The 18,836-nt window shown below is 59.6% G+C and carries 22 protein-coding genes, 1 tRNA gene and 1 pseudogene; 15 read left to right on the forward strand and 9 right to left on the reverse strand.

Translation table 11 applies throughout. The features are described from left to right. Positions 1-549 precede the first annotated feature (549 nt). From rpoE to ACE04F_RS12835, 4 genes are all read left to right on the forward strand, one after another. Positions 550-1,131, forward strand: coding sequence for an RNA polymerase sigma factor RpoE/AlgU (gene rpoE, locus ACE04F_RS12820; protein WP_003172477.1), 582 nt, complete (start codon positions 550-552; stop codon positions 1,129-1,131). Between the two features lie 30 nt (positions 1,132-1,161). Beyond that, complete coding sequence (locus ACE04F_RS12825) at positions 1,162-1,749, forward strand: sigma-E factor negative regulatory protein (protein ID WP_486107177.1); 588 nt, start codon at positions 1,162-1,164, stop codon at positions 1,747-1,749. Between the two features lie 8 nt (positions 1,750-1,757). Continuing rightward, on the forward strand, positions 1,758-2,705 hold the full coding sequence (locus tag ACE04F_RS12830) for a MucB/RseB C-terminal domain-containing protein (protein WP_486107179.1): 948 nt from the start codon (positions 1,758-1,760) through the stop codon (positions 2,703-2,705). 227 nt (positions 2,706-2,932) lie between these two features. Further along, positions 2,933-4,360, forward strand: coding sequence for a DegQ family serine endoprotease (locus tag ACE04F_RS12835; RefSeq protein ID WP_305496214.1), 1,428 nt, complete (start codon positions 2,933-2,935; stop codon positions 4,358-4,360). A gap of 65 nt (positions 4,361-4,425) precedes the next feature. Here the strand turns inward: ACE04F_RS12835 and ACE04F_RS12840 are convergent, their stop codons facing one another. Further along, positions 4,426-5,859 carry a M48 family metalloprotease gene (locus ACE04F_RS12840; protein ID WP_434569488.1) on the reverse strand — a complete coding sequence of 478 codons (1,434 nt, stop codon included), beginning with the start codon at positions 5,857-5,859 and terminating at the stop codon, positions 4,426-4,428. 98 nt (positions 5,860-5,957) lie between these two features. Here ACE04F_RS12840 and ACE04F_RS12845 point away from each other — a divergent pair, with 98 nt between their 5' ends. Further along, entirely contained in the window at positions 5,958-6,197 is a 240-nt protein-coding gene (locus ACE04F_RS12845) for a sulfurtransferase TusA family protein (RefSeq protein WP_025212368.1), read from the forward strand. A 28-nt stretch (positions 6,198-6,225) separates the two neighbouring features. Then, the gene (locus ACE04F_RS12850) at positions 6,226-7,296 is read left to right on the forward strand and encodes an AI-2E family transporter (protein WP_486107182.1); all 1,071 of its coding nucleotides are present in this window, start codon (positions 6,226-6,228) and stop codon (positions 7,294-7,296) included. Positions 7,297-7,428: 132 nt separating this feature from the next. Here ACE04F_RS12850 and ACE04F_RS12855 read toward each other — a convergent pair whose 3' ends face one another. Together ACE04F_RS12855 and ACE04F_RS12860 are read right to left on the reverse strand one after the other, a co-directional pair. Beyond that, the gene (locus ACE04F_RS12855) at positions 7,429-7,902 is read right to left on the reverse strand and encodes a peroxiredoxin (RefSeq protein WP_486107184.1); all 474 of its coding nucleotides are present in this window, start codon (positions 7,900-7,902) and stop codon (positions 7,429-7,431) included. 10 nt (positions 7,903-7,912) lie between these two features. Further along, positions 7,913-8,473, reverse strand: a complete 561-nt coding sequence (locus tag ACE04F_RS12860) for a glycine cleavage system transcriptional repressor (RefSeq protein ID WP_214512086.1) — start codon at positions 8,471-8,473, stop codon at positions 7,913-7,915. A 317-nt stretch (positions 8,474-8,790) separates the two neighbouring features. Here ACE04F_RS12860 and dapA point away from each other — a divergent pair, with 317 nt between their 5' ends. The 5 genes from dapA (at position 8,791) to ACE04F_RS12885 (ending at position 12,480) form a co-directional block, all read left to right on the forward strand. Next, on the forward strand, positions 8,791-9,669 hold the full coding sequence (dapA, locus tag ACE04F_RS12865) for a 4-hydroxy-tetrahydrodipicolinate synthase (RefSeq protein WP_486107186.1): 879 nt from the start codon (positions 8,791-8,793) through the stop codon (positions 9,667-9,669). Positions 9,670-9,686: 17 nt separating this feature from the next. Further along, on the forward strand, positions 9,687-10,802 hold the full coding sequence (gene bamC / locus ACE04F_RS12870; RefSeq protein ID WP_305496208.1) for an outer membrane protein assembly factor BamC: 1,116 nt from the start codon (positions 9,687-9,689) through the stop codon (positions 10,800-10,802). A gap of 4 nt (positions 10,803-10,806) precedes the next feature. After that, positions 10,807-11,565 (forward strand): MBL fold metallo-hydrolase, encoded by a 759-nt coding sequence (locus ACE04F_RS12875; protein ID WP_486107188.1) that lies wholly within the window; start codon positions 10,807-10,809, stop codon positions 11,563-11,565. Between the two features lie 28 nt (positions 11,566-11,593). Next, a complete protein-coding gene (purC, locus tag ACE04F_RS12880) occupies positions 11,594-12,307 on the forward strand; it encodes a phosphoribosylaminoimidazolesuccinocarboxamide synthase (RefSeq protein ID WP_025212375.1) in 714 nt (237 codons plus the stop codon). A gap of 83 nt (positions 12,308-12,390) precedes the next feature. Continuing rightward, positions 12,391-12,480, forward strand: a tRNA-Ser gene (locus ACE04F_RS12885). 459 nt (positions 12,481-12,939) lie between these two features. Here the strand turns inward: ACE04F_RS12885 and ACE04F_RS12890 are convergent. From ACE04F_RS12890 to ACE04F_RS12900, 3 genes are all read right to left on the reverse strand, one after another. Beyond that, positions 12,940-13,227, reverse strand: a complete 288-nt coding sequence (locus tag ACE04F_RS12890) for a type II toxin-antitoxin system RelE family toxin (protein ID WP_486107190.1) — start codon at positions 13,225-13,227, stop codon at positions 12,940-12,942. Positions 13,228-13,236: 9 nt separating this feature from the next. After that, positions 13,237-13,527, reverse strand: coding sequence for a type II toxin-antitoxin system Phd/YefM family antitoxin (locus tag ACE04F_RS12895; protein WP_486107192.1), 291 nt, complete (start codon positions 13,525-13,527; stop codon positions 13,237-13,239). Between the two features lie 138 nt (positions 13,528-13,665). After that, positions 13,666-13,848 (reverse strand): Com family DNA-binding transcriptional regulator, encoded by a 183-nt coding sequence (locus tag ACE04F_RS12900; RefSeq protein ID WP_486107194.1) that lies wholly within the window; start codon positions 13,846-13,848, stop codon positions 13,666-13,668. A gap of 172 nt (positions 13,849-14,020) precedes the next feature. Here ACE04F_RS12900 and ACE04F_RS12905 point away from each other — a divergent pair. The 3 genes and pseudogenes from ACE04F_RS12905 to ACE04F_RS12915 all read left to right on the forward strand — a co-directional run. Then, positions 14,021-14,797 (forward strand): annotated as a pseudogene (locus ACE04F_RS12905) (MCP four helix bundle domain-containing protein); the annotation flags it as partial. Between the two features lie 78 nt (positions 14,798-14,875). After that, entirely contained in the window at positions 14,876-15,655 is a 780-nt protein-coding gene (locus tag ACE04F_RS12910; RefSeq protein WP_458130287.1) for a methyl-accepting chemotaxis protein, read from the forward strand. A gap of 13 nt (positions 15,656-15,668) precedes the next feature. Then, positions 15,669-16,415: a phytanoyl-CoA dioxygenase family protein gene (locus tag ACE04F_RS12915; RefSeq protein WP_486107196.1), complete on the forward strand. Its 747-nt coding sequence runs from the start codon at positions 15,669-15,671 to the stop codon at positions 16,413-16,415. 11 nt (positions 16,416-16,426) lie between these two features. Here the strand turns inward: ACE04F_RS12915 and ACE04F_RS12920 are convergent, their stop codons facing one another. From ACE04F_RS12920 to ACE04F_RS12930, 3 genes are all read right to left on the reverse strand, one after another. After that, positions 16,427-16,795 carry a cupin domain-containing protein gene (locus ACE04F_RS12920; RefSeq protein WP_486107198.1) on the reverse strand — a complete coding sequence of 123 codons (369 nt, stop codon included), beginning with the start codon at positions 16,793-16,795 and terminating at the stop codon, positions 16,427-16,429. Positions 16,796-16,896: 101 nt separating this feature from the next. After that, on the reverse strand, positions 16,897-17,703 hold the full coding sequence (locus tag ACE04F_RS12925) for an AraC family transcriptional regulator (protein ID WP_486107200.1): 807 nt from the start codon (positions 17,701-17,703) through the stop codon (positions 16,897-16,899). A gap of 123 nt (positions 17,704-17,826) precedes the next feature. Further along, positions 17,827-18,018 carry a YegP family protein gene (locus ACE04F_RS12930; RefSeq protein ID WP_486107201.1) on the reverse strand — a complete coding sequence of 64 codons (192 nt, stop codon included), beginning with the start codon at positions 18,016-18,018 and terminating at the stop codon, positions 17,827-17,829. A 255-nt stretch (positions 18,019-18,273) separates the two neighbouring features. Between ACE04F_RS12930 and ACE04F_RS12935 the strand changes: the two genes are divergently transcribed. Next, a complete protein-coding gene (locus ACE04F_RS12935; protein WP_486107203.1) occupies positions 18,274-18,639 on the forward strand; it encodes a 5-carboxymethyl-2-hydroxymuconate Delta-isomerase in 366 nt (121 codons plus the stop codon). Positions 18,640-18,836 lie beyond the last annotated feature (197 nt).

Raw genomic sequence — 18,836 nt, forward strand, 5'->3', positions numbered from 1 at the left:
TCCGCTCAAAGCGTCCCGGGTCGGGGCTGGTGCCGGGCATCCGGTTAAACGGGGGCAGGCAGCCGTGCAGCCCACTAGTATATAGAGGGGGGGATCGGCACAATAGCCGGGCGTTCATGGCAATATGGAACCAGTGCGACAGGGAAGCGACACGCTTCGTCGGATCAAGGTTTTGCTGAAACGGCGACAACGCAGCCTTTTCGAGGACAGAACGCTGTTTATCTCGTCACGGTTGCTAAATTTTCGTTTCGAAGAGCTACAAATAGCGGGAACTTTTGCCAAGCGCCTACGTTCAATAGACGGTTGTCTGCAAAAGGGAACAGCGTCAGGTTGGTGCAGGACTTCGATTCAAGTCCCGTCCGACAGGCCCGACGACAGATTATTCGCGCGGCCGGGGAATCTCGTGCTGCGTTTTTCGTGCGTGCCGGATCAGTGCACGCCGGAAACTTGCTTGGAAGGGGGAGAACTTTTGCGAAAAGCCCGAGTCTATGTTTGCAAGCTTGGACGATTAGTAATGCAAGCCTCCTTCGAGCTTATCGAGGAGTGTTCATGCTAACCCAGGAAGAGGATCAGCAGCTGGTCGAGCGCGTCCAACGCGGCGACAAGCGAGCTTTCGATCTGCTAGTGCTGAAATACCAGCACAAAATTCTCGGGTTGATCGTGCGTTTTGTGCACGACACCCATGAAGCCCAGGATGTTGCCCAGGAAGCCTTCATCAAGGCTTACAGGGCACTTGGTAATTTTCGCGGGGATAGCGCGTTTTATACGTGGCTCTACCGCATCGCCATTAACACGGCGAAAAACTATCTGGTTTCACGCGGCCGCCGGCCGCCGGATAGCGATGTGAGCTCCGAGGATGCAGAGTTCTACGATGGCGATCACGGCCTCAAGGATCTCGAATCACCGGAACGTGCATTGCTGCGGGATGAGATCGAAGGCACTGTCCATCGAACCATCCAGCAACTGCCTGAAGATTTGCGTACGGCGTTAACTTTACGTGAATTTGACGGTCTGAGTTACGAGGACATTGCGAGCGTCATGCAGTGTCCGGTGGGTACCGTGCGCTCCCGGATCTTCCGCGCTCGGGAGGCCATCGATAAAGCCCTGCAACCGTTGTTGCAGGAAAACTGAGACAGCGGCGACAGCCAAGAGAGGAACGCCATGAGTCGTGAAGCCCTGCAGGAATCGCTGTCCGCAGTGATGGATAACGAAGCGGACGAATTGGAATTGCGTCGGGTATTGAATGCCTTTGACGATGTTGAAACCCGTGAGACCTGGGCTCGCTACCAGATTGCCCGGGCGGTGATGCACAAGGACTTGTTGCTTCCACGCCTGGATATCGCTGCGGCCGTTTCTGCTGCGCTGGCTGACGAAGCCGTACCGGCAAAAGCTTCCCGCGGTCCATGGCGCAGCCTGGGTCGCCTGGCAGTTGCCGCCTCGGTTACCGTAGCTGTACTGGCAGGTGTGCGTCTGTACAACCAGGATGAGATTGCCGGCGTGCAAATGGCGCAGCAATCCAATCAGCCTGGCTTGGCAGCACCACAGGTCAAGGGCCCGGCGGTACTGGCCGGCTACAGTGAAGGTTCGGAAGCTGCCGGTCCGATGACCAGCGGCGTATTGCAAGGCCAGCCAGGCTGGCATGATCAGCGGTTGCCCAACTACCTGCGTCAGCATGCCCAGCAAGCTGCGTTGAAGGGTACTGAAAGCGCGCTGCCATACGCTCGTGCGGCCAGCCTGGAAAACCGTTAAGGAGGACCATGCGCGCCATACCTCTTTTCTCGCTGCTGGTAGGTGGCTGGTGCGTTGTTCCAGCCTATGCCGGTGAAGCTCAGGACTGGCTCAATCGTCTGAGTCAAGCCGAGCAGCAGCAAAGCTTCCAGGGCACTTTCGTTTACGAGCGTAACGGTAGTTTTTCTACCCATAACATCTGGCATCGCGTCCAGGATGGCAAAGTCCGCGAGCGGCTGCTCCAGCTCGATGGTTCGGCACAGGAGGTCATGCGCATTGATGGTAAAACTCAATGCGTCAGTGGCACCTTGATAGCCGGACTGGGCAATACGCCAGATGGTGCCGCACGTGCGCTCGATCCGCAGAAACTCAAGAATTGGTATGATCTTGCCGTCATTGGCAAGTCGCGTGTGGCCGGGCGCCAGGCTGTCATTGTCGCCCTGACTCCCAAGGACCAGCACCGCTATGGCTTCGAGCTGCATCTCGACAAGGAGACCGGCTTGCCGCTCAAGTCACTGTTGCTCAGTGACAAAGGCCAGTTGCTCGAACGGTTTCAGTTCACTCGCCTGAATATCGACGAGCCTACAGACGCTGATCTGCAGGCCAGTGGCGAATGCAAGGCTGTTGCGCAGGATCCAGGCAAGGCCGCCACGGTGAAAACCGCTTGGCATTCCGACTGGCTTCCGCCCGGCTTTGAATTGACCAGCAGCACTGCGCGCAAAGACCCGGACACCAAGATCCAGGTCAGTAGTTTGATGTATGACGACGGTTTGGCCCGTTTCTCGGTGTTCCTCGAGCCATTGAACGGTGCTACCGCGACCGACACCCGCACGCAGCTTGGCCCGACCGCAGCTGTATCGCGTCGTCTCACTACGCCGCAGGGCGAGATGATGGTGACGGTGGTCGGCGAAATTCCTATCGGTACGGCGGAACGGATCGCGCTCTCCATGCGTTCCGACGTCGCGGCAGCTCAATAACACGCTGCCTGGGTGGCTCGATTGCGCAAGAGGCCGGCAAGAGGGCTCGATCAAGATGCTGAAACTTTCTGTCAGCATTTTCATTTGCAAAAAAAACAATTTTTTTCTATTAGGTCAGAGCCGCTCGGCTCTGGCCTTGTCTGTTTGCGGAACAAAAATACCGGCGTATCGTTCCCAGGTATTTCTGCTCCATATCGCTTAACCATGCTCGTCGTAACGGGAGCCGTATGTCGATACCACGCTTGAAAACCTATCTCTCCATTTTTGCCACCGTGCTGGTGCTCGGTCAGGCCGTTCCCGCTGTGGCGGTCGAGTTGCCGGACTTCACTCAACTGGTCGAGCAGGCTTCGCCCGCCGTGGTGAACATCAGTACCACGCAGAAGCTGCCGGAGCGCCGCGTGATGGACCCGCAGATGCCTGACCTGGAAGGACTGCCGCCCATGTTGCGTGAGTTCTTCGAGCGCGGAATGCCACAGCCGCGTTCGCCTGGCGGTGGTCGTCAGCGTGAAGCGCAGTCCTTGGGCTCGGGCTTCATCATTTCGCCTGACGGCTACATCCTGACCAACAACCATGTGATCGCCGACGCCGATGAAATTCTCGTGCGCCTGGCAGATCGCAGCGAACTGAAGGCCAAGCTGATCGGCACCGATCCGCGTTCGGACGTGGCCTTGCTGAAAATCGAAGGCAAGGACCTGCCGGTGCTCAAGCTCGGCAAATCGCAGAATCTGAAAGCCGGCCAATGGGTGGTGGCAATCGGTTCGCCGTTCGGCTTCGACCATACCGTGACCCAGGGTATCGTCAGCGCAATTGGGCGTAGCCTGCCAAACGAAAACTACGTGCCATTCATCCAGACTGACGTGCCGATCAACCCGGGCAACTCCGGTGGGCCGCTGTTCAACCTCGACGGTGAAGTGGTGGGCATCAACTCTCAGATCTACACCCGTTCGGGCGGTTTCATGGGGGTGTCCTTCGCTATTCCGATCGACGTGGCCCTGGATGTATCCAACCAGCTTAAAAGCGAGGGCAAGGTCAGCCGTGGCTGGCTGGGCGTGGTCATCCAGGAAGTGAACAAGGACCTGGCCGAGTCGTTTGGCCTGGAGAAACCTGCCGGCGCCCTGGTGGCGCAGATCCAGGAAGGTGGTCCGGCCGCCAAGGGCGGCTTGCAAGTGGGCGATGTTATTCTCAGCCTGAATGGGCAGCCGATCGTCATGTCCGCCGACTTGCCGCATCTGGTGGGCGCCCTCAAGGCCGGGGCCAAGGCCAACCTGGAAGTGATTCGCGAAGGCAAGCGCAAGAATGTCGAGTTGACTGTCGGCGCGATCCCGGAAGAAGGCAAGGAACTGGATTCGCTGCCCAAGTCCGGCGTCGAGCGCAGCAGCAATCGCCTGGGCGTCGCGGTGGTCGAGCTCACCGATGAGCAGAAGCGGACCCTGGAATTGCAGGGCGGGGTGGTGATCAAGGAAGTACAGGACGGTCCCGCTGCGTTGATTGGCTTGCAACCCGGCGACATCATTACCCACCTGAACAACCAGGCCATCGGCTCGGCCAAGGAGTTCACCGACATCGCCAAGGCGTTGCCGAAGAATCGCTCGGTGTCGATGCGCGTCCTGCGCCAGGGGCGTGCAAGCTTCATTACCTTCAAGCTGGCTGAATAAGCCGGCATTGAGCTGAAAAAAAACCGCCTCGGTATCGAGGCGGTTTTTTTATGCCCGGTAAATGCTCAGCCCATCATGTCCTTGACCATGCGCTCTTGTTCCATGAGTTCACGCTGGCGGGCGTCGATGCGCGAGGACAAAGGAAAATTGCTCCCGGCGCGTCGCTTGGCGAAATCCAGTTGCTGGATCGCCTGGCGATAGTCGCCAACCAGCGCGAAATATTCGGCGCGCGCCTGGTGCAAACCGATGATGTTGCCCGACAGGCCACGCGTCTCGGCCACCATGTACCAGATATCCGGATCGTCCGGGCGGCTCTTGAGCAGGGTTTCCAGGGCCTTCTCCGCATCGGCGGGGCGATTCTGCTTGAGCAACAGATCGACGCGCACCTGATTGAGTGGGTAGTTGCCCGGATATTGGCTCAGCAGTCGATCCACGCGAGATTGAGCGTCCGCCAGCTTGTTGCTGGTGATGTCCAGGTCCACCTGGGCGAGGTTGTAGATGATCTCGTTGGGCGCTTTGGCCAGCAATGGCTTGAGGTTCTCCCTGGCTTCATTCAGCTGGCCGCCCTTGATCTGGGCGATCGCCAGTCCGTAGCGGGCCACGTCACTCTTCGGATTCTCGTCCAGCTGTGCGCGGAAGCGCTTGGCGCCCAGGCCAGGGGTTTCTTCATAGGTCAACTGGACCCGCGCGCGGATCAGTTGGTAACGCATGCTGTCCTCGATCCCGCCCGGCTTGGCCTGTTCGGCGCGGTTGCGGGTGTCGGCGATGCGCGACTCGGTGACCGGGTGAGTCAGCAGGAACTCCGGGGGCTTGGCGTCAAACCGGTACTGGCGCATCAGCCGCTCGAACATCGTCGGCATCGACCGCGGGTCATAGCCGGCCTTCTCCAGGTTCTGGATGCCGATGCGGTCGGCTTCCTGTTCGTTTTGCCGCGAGAAACGCCGTTGCTCCTGGATGGCGGCGGCCTGGGTCCCGGCAATGGCGGCGATCCCGGCGTCACCGCCACCGGCGGCGGCAATCACGATGCCGGCCAGCAGCGCCGCCATCATCGGCACCTGCATGCGTTGTTGGGCTTCGACGCCACGGGCAAAATGGCGTTGCGACAAGTGCGCCAGTTCGTGGGCCATGACCGAAGCATATTCGCCTTCGGTCTGGGCGTTGAGGAACAGGCCGCCATTGACTCCGACGATCCCGCCGGGGGCGGCGAACGCGTTGAGCTGGGGGCTGTTGATCAGGATGAATTCCAGGCGCCGGTCGTTGACCTGGCTGGTCTCCACCAGCTTGTAGACGCTGGTTTCGACATAGTCCTTGAGCTGCGGATCGTTGAGTTGCGAGACTTGGCTGCGCAATAAGGCCAGCCAGGCGCGGCCCAGCTGATGCTCCTGTTCCGGCGAGACGATGGCAGAACTGGCGTCGCCAAGTGACGGCAGGTCGTCGGCGAAGCCCGGTGAGGCGAGCAGGCAAGCGAGCGTCAGCAGGGTGGGGCGCAGAAATGTCATGCACGAAGCCTTAGTCGACAAAGAACTTACTGTAGCCGGACAGCGGGTCCGGGACCAGATATTCTAGGCCGCTCGACGACCTGTTGCGGAGTGAAACAATGACCGATGCTGTAGCCCACGATGCCGAGCTGGACGCCAGCGGCCTGAACTGTCCGCTGCCGTTGCTCAAGGCCAAGCTGGAACTCAATCGCCTGGCCAGCGGTGCGGTACTCAAGGTGACGGCCACCGATGCGGGCTCCCAGCGCGACTTTCGCACCTTTGCCCGCTTGGCCGGTCATACGCTGCTGCGCGAAGAAGACGATAACGGCGTCTATCGTTACTGGCTGAAAAAAGCCTGAAAACCGACAGCGTTCCTAAGGATTTTTAATGTTCAAAGTGTTACGCGACTGGATTCAGCGCTACTTCTCCGATGAGGAAGCGGTGGTCCTGGCAGTGCTGCTGTTTCTGGCGTTTACGGCGGTCCTGACGCTGGGCGGGATGCTCGCGCCGGTGTTGGCGGGAATGGTGCTGGCGTACCTGATGCAGGGACTGGTCACTGCCCTGGAGCGCTTGCGTTTGCCCGGATCAGTGGCGGTAGGGCTGGTGTTCGCGCTGTTCATGGGGCTGCTTGTGGTGTTCCTCGTGGTCATCGTGCCGTTGCTCTGGCACCAGTTGGTGACCCTGTTCAATGAACTGCCGGGAATGCTCGTCAAATGGCAATCGCTGTTGTTGTTGCTGCCGGAACGCTACCCGCACCTGGTCTCGGACGAGCAAGTGCTGCAGACCATCGAAGTGGTGCGTGGCGAGATCGGCAAGTTCGGCCAGTGGGCGCTGACGTTTTCGCTGTCCAGCCTGCCGTTGCTGGTGAACATCATGATCTATCTGGTGCTGGTGCCGATCCTGGTGTTCTTCTTTCTCAAGGATCGGGAAATGATCGGACGCTGGGTCCGCGGCTACCTGCCGCGCGAGCGGGCATTGATCACCCGCGTGGCCCAGGAGATGAACCGGCAGATCGCCAACTACATCCGGGGGAAAGTGATCGAGATTTTCATCTGCGGCGGCGTCACGTACATCGGTTTTGTGGCCCTGGGGCTCAACTATGCCGCGTTGCTCGCGTTGCTGGTGGGCATTTCGGTGGTGGTGCCTTACGTCGGCACTGTGGTCGTGACCGTGCCGGTGGCGCTGATCGCACTGTTCCAGTGGGGTTGGAGCGACCAGTTCATCTATCTGATGGCGGTGTACGGGATCATCCAGACGCTGGACGGCAATGTGCTGGTGCCGCTGCTGTTCTCCGAGGCGGTGAACCTGCATCCAGTGGCGATTATCTGCGCGGTATTGTTGTTTGGCGGGCTGTGGGGCTTCTGGGGGGTGTTCTTTGCGATTCCCCTGGCGACGTTATTCAAGGCGGTGCTGGATGCGTGGCCGAGCAAGGAGCCGGTTGTGGCGCCGTTGTTGTAACGTGAATAATGAAGTGGTGCTTAAGGCCCCTTCGCGAGCAGGCTCGCTCCCACAGGGGATTGATTAACGCCACAAATCCAGTGTGGGAGCGAGCCTGCTCGCGAATGAGGCCAGTGCAGACAACTAAGATCTTCAGGCTTGGTTGAGCGCCTGAGCCGCCGCCAGCACCGCATCCACATGCCCTGGCACCTTCACGCCACGCCACTCCTGGCGCAGCACGCCATCCTTGTCGATCAGGAAGGTGCTGCGATCAACGCCCAGGTATTCCTTGCCGTACAGCTTCTTCAGCTTGATCACGTCAAACAGCTGGCAGACCGCTTCGTCCTTGTCGCTGATCAGCTCAAAGGGGAACTCCTGCTTGCACTTGAAGTTCTCGTGGGACTTGAGGCTGTCCCGCGACACACCGAACACTTCGGTGTTGGCGGCCTGGAATTGCCCGTATTGGTCGCGAAAACCCTGGCCTTGGGTGGTGCAACCGGGGGTGCTGTCTTTCGGATAGAAATAAATGACCACCTGTTTGCCTTTCAGGGCGGCGAGGCTGATGGTCTGCCCGCTGGTGGCGGGCGCCTGGAAATCGGTAACCGGCTGATCGATGGCAACGGCCATGAACGCTTCCTTACATTGGGTTTTGTGGGCGCCACGGTTCGATCAGTGCGTCCAGGTTCATCGCGTCGGCGAAATCCAGGAACTGATCGCGCAGCCAGCTGATCTGGGTGCCGGCCGGCAATGTCACGGTGAACGTGGCGTTGAGCATGGTGCCGCCAGTCTGCGGGGCCTGATAGGTATCGCAGGTCAGGTTTTCCAGCTCGACGTGATGGTCCATGAAGAACTGGCACAGTTCGTTGATGATGTCCGGGCGGTAGGCCGAACTCACATAAGCTACATACGGCAAGGCCTGGGGACGATTTTCCAGCGCGGCGCTGCGCACCACGTTGACGGTAAAGGCGTGCTTCTTGGCCAGCGCCGGCAGGCTGCCCTCCAGGCGCGCCAAGGCGTCCCAGCTGCCGGAAATCTCCAGCACGAGGGCGCTGCATTCGCCATGACGGGTCAGGCGTGAGGTCACGACGGCGCAGCGATTTTCATGGCTGGCGCGGCACAGGACGTTAGTCAGCTCCATGGGGTTTGCGCCAAGGGCACTGATAACAAGGAATTGTTCGCGGACTGTGGGGGTGGACATGCAGCATTCCTAAAGCGATGAGCGGTCGGTACTTTTTATGCCGCGCGACACGGTAGCAGCCCTGCGAAAGCGAACGGTTCAAACCCTCTGCCCGGGTTTCTGCTGCATCGCGGGCAACGCCAATGCATCAGGACAAACGCAGGATCGGGGCTTGTAGCGACGAAAACGGAGGCTGGGAACCGGCGTGTGAGCTTATCGGTACCGATCAAAGCCTGAAGGGTAGCGAAAACCATCGCCAAGGGGAATGGGAGTTCGCTTGTACAAGCATCTTGGCGCCAGTACCATTACCGCTCTCTTTTTCCGGCAGGAGCGGTTTCATGATTGCGGGCAGTATGGTGGCACTGGTCACACCCATGGATGCACAAGGGCGTCTTGACTGGGCCAGCCTCAGCAAACTCGTGGACTTCCACCTTGAAAACGGCACTCACGCCATTGTCGCCGTCGGTACCACCGGCGAGTCGGCCACCCTTGACGTCAACGAGCACATCGAAGTCATCCGCGCCGTGGTCAAGCAAGTCAATGGCCGTATTCCGGTAATCGCCGGCACCGGCGCCAATTCGACCCGCGAAGCCGTCGAGCTGACCCGTAACGCCAAGGAAGCCGGGGCCGATGCCTGCCTGCTGGTCGTTCCGTACTACAACAGGCCGACCCAGGAAGGCCTGTACCAGCATTTCAAGCACATTGCCGAAGCCGTCGACATCCCGCAGATCCTCTATAACGTTCCCGGCCGCACCTCCTGCGACATGCAGGCCGAGACCGTGATCCGCCTGTCCACCGTGCCGAACATCATCGGCATCAAGGAAGCCACTGGCGACCTGACGCGTGCCAAGGCCATCCTCGATGGCGTGAGCGAGGATTTCATCGTCCTGTCCGGCGATGATCCGACCGCTGTCGAGCTGATCCTGATGGGCGGCAAGGGCAATATTTCCGTCACCGCCAACGTCGCGCCACGCGACATGGCCGACCTGTGCGAGGCCGCGCTCAAGGGCGACGCCGAGACCGCGCGGGCAATCAACGAAAAACTGATGCCGTTGCACAAGGACCTGTTCATCGAAGCCAACCCGATCCCGGTGAAATTCGCCCTGGTCGAAATGGGCTTGATGCACGAAGGCATCCGCCTGCCGCTCACCTGGTTGAGCACTACCTGTCACGAACAGCTGCGGCAGGCCATGCGCCAGTCCGGCGTCCTGGTTTAATTGAGGAACTACACCGCATGAAGCGAATGGCCGGCCTTTCCGCACTTGCCTTGATTATCTCCAGCACCAGTGGCTGTGGATGGATCTGGGGCCCGGATGGTTATTTCCGCGACCGTGGTAGCGATTACCTCGAAGCGCAACAGACTGCACCGATGCAACTGCCACCTGATGTCAGCGTTGCCAAGCGCCTGGATCCGCTGCTGCCGATCCCGCGCAACGTCGCCGACGACAGCGTCAAGGGCGAATACGTTGTTCCGCGCCCACAGCCGCTGTCGGCCGTGGCCGATGCCAGCGACTACACCCTGCAAAAAAGCGGTGATTCGAGCTGGGTCATGGGCCAGCATCCACCGGCCGAAGTCTGGCCCGTGGCAATCCAGTTCTTCCAGGACAACGGTTTCCGCCTGGACGAACAGCGCCCGCAGACCGGCGAATTCACCACCACCTGGCAGCGCTCCGATGAACTGTCCGCGGCCATGGCCAAGCGCCTGAGCGCCGCCGGCGTCGCAGCCGACAGCGAAACCCGCGTGCGCGTGCGGATCGAGCCGGGCGTGCAGCGCAACACCAGTGAAATCTACGTGGTCAGCGCCGAGCGTCCCGCCGGCAGCACTGCCGACGTGGCTTTCACCAATCGTTCGGTCAATACCAGTCTCGACGCCGCGCTGGTCGACGACATGCTCGCCAGCATGAGCCGTAACGCCGAGCAGGGCGGTTCGGTCTCGATGCTCGCGACCCGTGACTACGACACGCCGAGCCGGGTCAGCCTGAGCGAAGACGGCAGCGGCAACCCGGTGCTCAACGTCGGCTCCGACCTCGATCGCGCCTGGTCGAGCGTTGGCCGCGCGCTGGAGCAGGGCGAATGGCGGGTTGAAGACATCAACCGCAGCCTGGGCCTCTACTACATCAACCTCGCTGAAAAAGCCGAGAAGAAAGACGAGAAGCCTGGCTTCTTCAGTAGCTTGTTCGGCAGTGCGCCGGACAAGGAAGAAATCGAAGCCCGCGCCGAGCGTTACCAGGTTCGCCTGAGCAAGGTCGGCGACAACGTCCAGGTCACCGTCGAGAAAAACATCAATACCGTGGCGCCAGCCGATGTGGCTCGCAAGGTATTGGGCGTGATTCAGGACAACCTGGGCTGATCCGATGCGTTTTGCCGTTCTCGGCAGCGGTAGCCAGGGGAACGGCACGCTGATAGCCAGTGCTGGCACCTACGTGCTGGTCGATTGCGGTTTCTCCCTGCGGGAAACCGAGAAGCGCCTGTTGCGCCTGGGTGTGCACCCGGCGCAACTGAGCGCGTTACTCGTGACCCACGAACATGCCGACCACGTGCATGGCGTGGGTTTGCTGTCTCGGCGCTACAATCTGCCGGTCTACCTCAGTCGCGGGACGTTCGGTGGCCTGCGCAAGCCCATCGAACCGGCTGGCTTCGTGGCCGGTGGCGAGCAGCTGCGTATCGGTGCCCTGGATATCAGCGTGGTCAGCGTGGCGCACGATGCCCGTGAGCCGACGCAGTATGTGTTCAGTGATGGCGAGCGGCGCTTCGGATTGCTCACCGACCTGGGCTCGTACTGCGACAGGGTGATGGACAGTTATAGGGACCTCGACGCACTGATGATCGAGTCCAACCACTGCCGCGACATGTTGGCGCGAGGGTACTATCCCTACTTCCTGAAACAGCGGGTTGGCGGGGAGCACGGACATCTGAACAACCACCAGGCGGCATTCCTGGTGGCCGAGTTGGGCTGGCAAGGCCTGCAACACCTGGTCCTGGCCCATCTGAGCAGCAAGAACAACCTGCCGCAGCTGGCCCGGCAATGTTTCGTCGACACCCTCGGGTGCGACCCGGACTGGCTGCAACTGGCCGATCAAGATTCAGGGCTCGACTGGCGACATATCGCCTAGCCCATCTACTTAGCAAGCGGAGCCCATCATGGAAAAACGTGAAGAACTCTACCGCGGCAAAGCCAAGTCGGTTTACAAGACCGATGACGCTGACCGCTTGATCCTGCTGTTTCGCAACGACACCTCGGCGTTCGACGGCAAGCGCATCGAACAGCTGGACCGCAAGGGCATGGTGAACAACAAGTTCAACGCCTTCATCATGCAAAAGCTCGAAGCCGCCGGCGTGCCGACCCAGTTCGACAAGCTGCTGGGCGACAACGAGTGCCTGGTCAAGAAACTGGACATGATCCCGGTCGAATGCGTCGTGCGTAACTACGCCGCCGGCAGCCTGGTCAAGCGCCTGGGCGTGGAAGAGGGCATGAAGCTCAACCCTTACACGTTCGAGCTGTTCCTGAAGGACGACGCCAAGGGCGACCCGTTCATCAACGAATCCCACGTCGTGGCATTCGGTTGGGGCACCGCCGAGCAACTGGCGCGCATGAAGGAGCTGTCGCTCAAGGTCAACGAAGTGCTGACCAAACTGTTCGACGACGCCGGCCTGCTGCTGGTCGACTTCAAACTCGAATTCGGCGTGTTCAGCGACGGCTCCATCGTCCTGGGTGACGAGTTCAGCCCGGACGGCTGCCGCCTCTGGGACAAGGACACCAAGAAGAAGATGGACAAGGACCGCTTCCGCCAAGGCCTCGGTGACGTGATCGAAGCCTACGAAGAAGTCGCTCAACGCCTGGGGGTTCCGCTGTAATCGACGCAAGCATCTGATAGCACGGAAAAAATTTCGCCCGGGGGTTCGCTTCCGGCAAATGTGCTGGTATGATGCGCGCCACTGGAGAGATGCCGGAGTGGCCGAACGGGACGGATTCGAAATCCGTTGTACTGGCGACAGTACCTAGGGTTCAAATCCCTATCTCTCCGCCATTATTGTGTATGACTAAGCCCCTGAAATGGTTGAACATTTCAGGGGCTTTTTCGTTTCTGGCGTTTCGTTACGGCATTTTTAAGGCATAACGGAGCTAAGCCCATGAAGTACGCGAAAGATTGTTGTTCGCTTCTTCAAAGGCTCTCCTACTACCGTTGAGCTCCTGGGAATCGATGAGCCGCCGGTGACTCCAGCAGTTGTGAAAGATAATTCAATGGCTTCGAGCCGTAACGCCCTAGGGTCTTACGGTTTGTTCGCCGCGTAACCCTCTGTTGTCTTGGTTGCTATCTCGCGCTCCGGCCAGGCTGATGTCCTGGCAGGGGAAGCCAGCGGGGTTGCTGCATTCATGAACTCAGTGTTCTGGGTGCTCGCAGCACCTTGGTTGGGGGCTCCGGGCCTTCAAAGTGACGTTACCCTCTGGGGCAACCATCTGCGGCAAAAAAAGGCTGTATGCGGGCTCAGACGCGTTTTTTGGCAGCGTCGTATATTTCGCCGTCGCGGCGAGCGCCAACAGCAATGATCAAGACTACGATGGCCTTCCCATCAACTCGATAGACGATGCGCGTATCGCCTGTGCGGATCCGGCGGCAGCCTGCCAGACTGCCGCTTAGGGGTTTACCGCTCTTGTCTGGCTCGCCATTAACGATCCGTTGCTCGATGACATCAAAGATCCTGTTTGCAGCTGCAGATCCCAGCTGATCGAAATCACCTTCGGTATCTGGGTGATATGTGACTCCCCAAGCCATCGAAAATCCTTAGTCTTTCTTGGCGTATCTCGCACGCATATCAGCGTGAGAAATGGCCGTTTGTGAGTTGAAATTAGCCAACCGGTCGCGTGCAGTCGCTTCAATCCGCAGGTCTTCAAGCTCATCAAGCATTTCCTGATAGGCCTCTACGTTCAGGATGACGGCTGCCGGTTCATTGTCTTTGAACACGACCAAGCGGTCAGTGGCACGACTCGATACTTCTTTGAGCTTCGCGCTAAAGCCCCTGACCATTGCGGTAACCGATACGGCTTGTTCAGCTCGTTCAAGCAACGCAGCCATGATTTTTCTCCGAAAAAATATCACAATAACCAATGCGTAACATACGGGAGTGTGTCTAATAGTATGTTTATACGTACGTGCTTACGTACGCGAAGTATTGCGCAATGCGCGGCGCGATACAACCGCCGGTTGCTACGGTTATGAACCATTGGTAAATATTCTTTGCTCGGGCGTTTCCTTGTACCTAGGGACGGTTGCCTGACCTTTGATGTGATTGAGCGTCCGGCATCGTGGACATTTGATCAGGAGTTCGTGAAAGCCCCTGGCGGTGGCTAGCTTGCGACAGCAATGGTCGCAACGTATGTTCTGCATGCAATTCATCCTTGAAATGGCGTGGAAGTATCGACGGAAAAGTCACCCCTCCTGACCACTCCGAACCTATCTAGCCAAGGCATTTCAAGACCGCCAATCTTTGTAACAATCAGACTAATGGGCTATAGCTCAAGGCATGGCTGCCGATAGGCAGGTTATCCCCCATGTAAGGAGTGACACCATGCTGCGGTTCTTCGCCGACCTTGGCTTTCGTTGGAAAATCACTCTGCCGATTGCGTTCCTGGCGGTGCTGCTGGTGCTGATGGGGTGGACGGGCATGCGCGGCATCGGTCAGGTGACCGAGTCCAGTACGCAGTTGACCAAACGTTATCTGCCGGCCATCAGCCTGTTGCTCAATGCCGACCGCGATCTTTATCAGGCCTTTGTGGCCGAGCGCAGTCTGCTGGATGGCCATGCGGATGAGCATATTCAAGCGCTGAGTGCCAGTCATGGCGAGAATGCCAAGCAGGCCTATGACCGTGTGCAGAAATATGCCGCGATGCAGCCCGGTGCAGAGGCGCAGGCATTGGTCAGCCAGTTCAATGACAGTTTCGGCAAATGGATGCAGGTATCGCGGCGGGTCGTCGAGCAGTCGGTAGGCGATCCGCAGGGCGCCAGCGCGCTGAGCTTTGGTGACAGCGAGCGGCTGTTCGAAGCCATGCGAGACTCAATCGACAAACTGGGTGAGCTGGAAGATGCGGCGTCCCATCGCGAGGGTGATGCGGCCATCGCCAATGGCGAAGCGGTCGGTGTGCAGCAGGGCGTTATCCTGCTGGTTGGCCTGCTCGGTTGCGTCCTGGTTCTGGTTGCCTTGCCGCTCGTGGTGCTGAGCCCGATGCGCCGCTTGTTGCACCGCGTCGAGCAGATTGCCGAGGGTGGTGGCGATCTCAAGGGGCGCCTTGAAGTGCGTTCGGCTGACGAGCTCGGACAGTTGGGCAGCGCGTTCAACCGTTTCCTCGACAAGCTGCAGCCGTTGATTGCCGAGGTCGGACGGGTAACCGGGGAAGTGGACTCGGCAGCCCGGGCCATGGCTGCTATGGCCGCGACGAATGACCGACTGATCAGCAGCGAGCACGCGGCGCTCGATCAGGTCAGCACCGCCGCGACGCAGATGAGCGCCGCTGTGCATGAGGTTGCTCATAACGCCGTGAGCGCCTCGGACGCCGCGCAACAGGCCACCAGCCAATCGCGCGACGGTGCCGAGGTGGTCAGCAGCACGATCGAGTCGATCCGCCAATTGGCCCACGAAGTGGAAAGTGCCTCGGGCACGATCGAGGCGTTGGCCCAGGAAACGTCCAGTATCGGTGCGGTGCTGGAGGTCATTCGTGGCATCGCCGAGCAGACCAACCTGCTGGCGCTGAACGCCGCCATCGAGGCAGCGCGAGCTGGCGAGCAGGGTCGCGGTTTTGCGGTAGTGGCCGATGAGGTCAGGGCGCTGGCGGCGCGTACCCAGGATTCGACCAAGGATATCCAGGTCCGCATCGAGCGCTTGCAGAGCGGTGTCGCCAAGGCCGTGCAGGCCATGCAGGTCGGCAGCAGCAAGGCGCGCGACAGTGTTGAACGCGCCGCCGGCGTCGACCAGGTGCTCAGTGGCACTGGCGGGTCGATCCAGCGGATCAACGACATGGCCGCGCAGATCGCCAATGCCTGTGAAGAGCAGAGCAGCGTGACCGAGGAGATCGCTCGTAACATTTCCGATATTCGTGACCTGTCCAACGAAGCAGCAGCGAACTCCGCCCAAAGCATGCACGCCAGCCAGCAGCTGTCGAACCTGTCGAGGAACCTCGCGGAGCTGACCGGTCGTTTCCGGACCTGAGCAGGTTGCGCTCGTGCCCACCGCTGATCTTTTGCGAGCATTGCATCAGGACGGTTTTGTCCTGATGCCCGGTGTGTTGAGCGCCACGCAAATCACCGAAGTACGCCAGGCCATCGACCAACTGAAACCCCACCACTGGGACTACAGCGGCGTCATCGATCATTACAAATGCGTCTTCAATCGAGACCCGTTCTGGCTGCCGTATCTGGAGATGGGTGGGGTGATCGAGCTGGCCGAGGCGGCGTTGGGCGAGGATTGCCACATCATTGGGCAGACCGCCTGGCGCTGCCATCCCGGTTTTGTCGGCGCTGCGCTGCACCTGGATTACTTGCCGATGCAGCTGCCCACCAGCCTGTTGGCCGAGCCTTCTTTTGATCTGCCGATGCAGGTTTTCACCGCACAGTTCTACCTTGATGACATCGACGCCGACTTGAGCCCGACGCGGGTCATTCCCGGCAGCCACAAGGCGGGGCGGGCGCCCATGGCCGGCGAAACGCAGTGGCAGGGCCGTTCGGCGAAGCCGGTGCTGTGCCAGGCGGGTGATGTGCTGATATTGCGCAGCGAGCTGTGGCACGCCGGCAGTGACAACCGGACCGCCGACCGCACCCGTTACATGCTCCAGGTGCACTATGGCCGGCGGATGGTCGCGCAGAAGTTTTCACCCTACCTGCACTGGCAGTTCAATCCCGCGGTGCTGGCCGCCGCGACACCTCGCCAACGGCGGCTGTTGGGCGACCATCGGGAGGCGGAATACGATTGAGCCTGGCTCGGTCAGATCCAGACGTCATTGATCGCGGTTCGCGCATTCACTTGTTCGCCAGTGTTGATGACGCCCCGCGGTTCGATCAGCAACAGTTTCACTTCCTGCGCGGCACTGGGCTTGTGCTCGACGCCTTGCTTGACGACGTACATCTCGCCCGGGCCGATCAGCACCGCGCCATCGCGAAAGTCGATACGGAGTTCACCGTCCAGCACGATGAAGGTTTCATCCGTGTCGGCGTGGGTGTGCCAGATGAAATCGCCTTCGAGGCGGACGATCTTGAACTGGTAGTCATTCATTTCAGCCACGACTTTCGGTGCCCACTGATCGCGGAACAGCGTGTACTTCTGCGCGAAGTTGATTGGGGAATATCGAGTCATCCTGGCGTGCTCCTCTGTGGTTGATGAGCCGCACCTTAGCGCTGGAAACTGCGTGGGTATTGGATGATCGTGCAACTTTTCGCGCTATGCCGTGCGTGCCGCTAGCGCAGCATTTTCAGCCAGCGTGCCGGTGAAATGCCAAAGGCCTGGGTGTGCAGCCGGGTCATGTGGCTCTGGTCGAAAAAGCCGCAGGCCAGTGCGGCTTCGCTAAGCGGCATGCCATGCAGCACCAGACGACGGGCTTCATTCAATCGACGCTGGGTGATGTAGCGATAGGGGCTGGTGCCGTATAGGGCGCGAAAGTCCCGGGACAGGCTCCATCGGTCCCGGCCACTGGCCTGCACGAGGTCATCCAGGGTAATGGCCTGGTCAAGGGCATCATGAATGAACAGGCGCGCGCGCTCCGCTGCCGGGTAGTCAAGCAGTCGGCGTCCGCGCCGGTTACCTGCCGCGTCAGCCAGTGCCTGGGCCACGTCATAGAGGGCATCGTCTTCCTCCAGCGGATCGAGGTGATGCCCGAGGCTGCCCAAGAGCCTGTGAGTCGCGACGTTGAGGCGGGGATCGTTCGACAACCCGCCTTCGATGAAAGGCAATGGCCGGCCTCCCAACACCTGCTGGATCAATGACGGTTCGATGTAGGACATTCGATAATGAAAACCATCGCTTGTCCCTGCTTCGCCGTCATGGATTTCGTCCGGGTGCAGCACGATGGTTCCGCCGGGCTGGCTATGACGTTTGCTCTGCCGGTAGTTGAAGCTCTGGACGCCGGCAAGGGTGAACCCGATGGCATAGGTGTCATGCCGATGGGCGTTATAGCCGTGACCACTGAAGTAGGCTTCGATGCGCTCGAGCTTCTTCGATTCAGGCGCGCGCAGCAGCCAGTCGCGACGGTTACCGGGTTGAGTCATGGGAAGTCGGCTCTCGCTTTTGTCTGCACACGATACCTGTCCGGTGCGACCGATCCCAGCTGCAGCTTGTCGTTCAGGGAAAGCTGCTCATCGAGCAGCTTCGGGTGATACGAATGGACGCCTTCAGATTTCCTTTACAGGTGTCTCGCATCGGGCGGTTTTGATCAATCCGATGACGTGCAGGCAGTCCGCCTTGTTCACGTAGGATTCACCGCTGGCGATGGTTTCGTGGTTGCCGGCTCGCAGACGCCAGCGCCATTGGCCTTGCCCTGTGGTCGGGGTCCCTCGGGTTTGTCGGTAGATTTCAAAGTACATCGGTTCGCTCCATGCGATTAACGAATTCAGGACATGCTTGAACATGTCCTGGCAAGCCTAGCCAAGCTGGAATTTTTCGCTAATGGGAATACGTTTCCAATGATTGTGAGATATTTCCGGAAATTGCAGCGCTTGCTCGAACCGACTCGAACCAGGAGCAATGGACGAAACAAAACCTGCCTGAAACTGCAAAGTCGAGGTATGGTTGCGCCGACTGTCATCCCAACATCATCTTTTCGAAACGGAGTCGAACACATGCCTCACTTGCACATGGAGTACACCGCCAACCTGACCGAGCTGAACGCCGACGTCGCGCTGTTGCGCATGAATAACGCACTGGTGGCATCCGGTCAGTTCGCCGCCGAGTTCGACATCAAGAGCCGTGCCGTGAAGATCGATACATTTCGTGTCGGCACCGGCATGGGTGAGCGGGGATTCGTGCATGTGAAGCTGGCCTTGCTGAGCGGTCGCTCACCGGAAATCAAGAAACAGCTCGCTGATAACCTGCTGGCGGTGATTCAGGATCTTGGCCCATGGCCCGTCGGCATCAGCGTGCAACTGTGCGTGGAAGTCCTCGACATCGATCGTGGCCCTTATGCCAAGGCTGCCATCGGTCTTTGAGGTTCAAGCCAGGTCTTCCGGGCAGGCCTATGAAGAGAACGATTGTTTAGCCGGCGCCAACGCAGACTCCATCAAATCGTGGTTTAACGCCTTATGGCGTCATGGGACGCTCTTGTCGAATGTTTTTCCGTGATGCTCCTATGGACGGTTGGCCTGTCGCATTCCAATACCCGCCGTGCGCCGCCACCGTCCAGGTC

The sequence above is a fragment of the Pseudomonas sp. AGC41 genome (genome assembly GCF_057334555.1).

Bases quoted from the DNA above. Each gene is read 5' to 3' on its own strand.
- ACE04F_RS12895 (WP_486107192.1), bottom strand. From the start codon at position 13,527: ATGGCTGCGTTGCTTGAACGAGCTGAACAAGCCGTATCGGTTACCGCA.
- rpoE (WP_003172477.1), top strand. From the start codon at position 550: ATGCTAACCCAGGAAGAGGATCAGCAGCTGGTCGAGCGCGTCCAACGC.
- purC (WP_025212375.1), top strand. From the start codon at position 11,594: ATGGAAAAACGTGAAGAACTCTACCGCGGCAAAGCCAAGTCGGTTTAC.
- bamC (WP_305496208.1), top strand. From the start codon at position 9,687: ATGAAGCGAATGGCCGGCCTTTCCGCACTTGCCTTGATTATCTCCAGC.
- ACE04F_RS12910 (WP_458130287.1), top strand. From the start codon at position 14,876: ATGGCCGCGACGAATGACCGACTGATCAGCAGCGAGCACGCGGCGCTC.
- ACE04F_RS12835 (WP_305496214.1), top strand. From the start codon at position 2,933: ATGTCGATACCACGCTTGAAAACCTATCTCTCCATTTTTGCCACCGTG.
- ACE04F_RS12890 (WP_486107190.1), bottom strand. From the start codon at position 13,227: ATGGCTTGGGGAGTCACATATCACCCAGATACCGAAGGTGATTTCGAT.
- ACE04F_RS12935 (WP_486107203.1), top strand. From the start codon at position 18,274: ATGCCTCACTTGCACATGGAGTACACCGCCAACCTGACCGAGCTGAAC.
- ACE04F_RS12875 (WP_486107188.1), top strand. From the start codon at position 10,807: ATGCGTTTTGCCGTTCTCGGCAGCGGTAGCCAGGGGAACGGCACGCTG.
- ACE04F_RS12845 (WP_025212368.1), top strand. From the start codon at position 5,958: ATGACCGATGCTGTAGCCCACGATGCCGAGCTGGACGCCAGCGGCCTG.
- ACE04F_RS12930 (WP_486107201.1), bottom strand. From the start codon at position 18,018: ATGTACTTTGAAATCTACCGACAAACCCGAGGGACCCCGACCACAGGG.
- ACE04F_RS12825 (WP_486107177.1), top strand. From the start codon at position 1,162: ATGAGTCGTGAAGCCCTGCAGGAATCGCTGTCCGCAGTGATGGATAAC.
- ACE04F_RS12900 (WP_486107194.1), bottom strand. From the start codon at position 13,848: ATGAATTGCATGCAGAACATACGTTGCGACCATTGCTGTCGCAAGCTA.
- ACE04F_RS12920 (WP_486107198.1), bottom strand. From the start codon at position 16,795: ATGACTCGATATTCCCCAATCAACTTCGCGCAGAAGTACACGCTGTTC.
- ACE04F_RS12850 (WP_486107182.1), top strand. From the start codon at position 6,226: ATGTTCAAAGTGTTACGCGACTGGATTCAGCGCTACTTCTCCGATGAG.
- dapA (WP_486107186.1), top strand. From the start codon at position 8,791: ATGATTGCGGGCAGTATGGTGGCACTGGTCACACCCATGGATGCACAA.
- ACE04F_RS12860 (WP_214512086.1), bottom strand. From the start codon at position 8,473: ATGTCCACCCCCACAGTCCGCGAACAATTCCTTGTTATCAGTGCCCTT.
- ACE04F_RS12830 (WP_486107179.1), top strand. From the start codon at position 1,758: ATGCGCGCCATACCTCTTTTCTCGCTGCTGGTAGGTGGCTGGTGCGTT.
- ACE04F_RS12925 (WP_486107200.1), bottom strand. From the start codon at position 17,703: ATGACTCAACCCGGTAACCGTCGCGACTGGCTGCTGCGCGCGCCTGAA.
- ACE04F_RS12855 (WP_486107184.1), bottom strand. From the start codon at position 7,902: ATGGCCGTTGCCATCGATCAGCCGGTTACCGATTTCCAGGCGCCCGCC.
- ACE04F_RS12840 (WP_434569488.1), bottom strand. From the start codon at position 5,859: ATGACATTTCTGCGCCCCACCCTGCTGACGCTCGCTTGCCTGCTCGCC.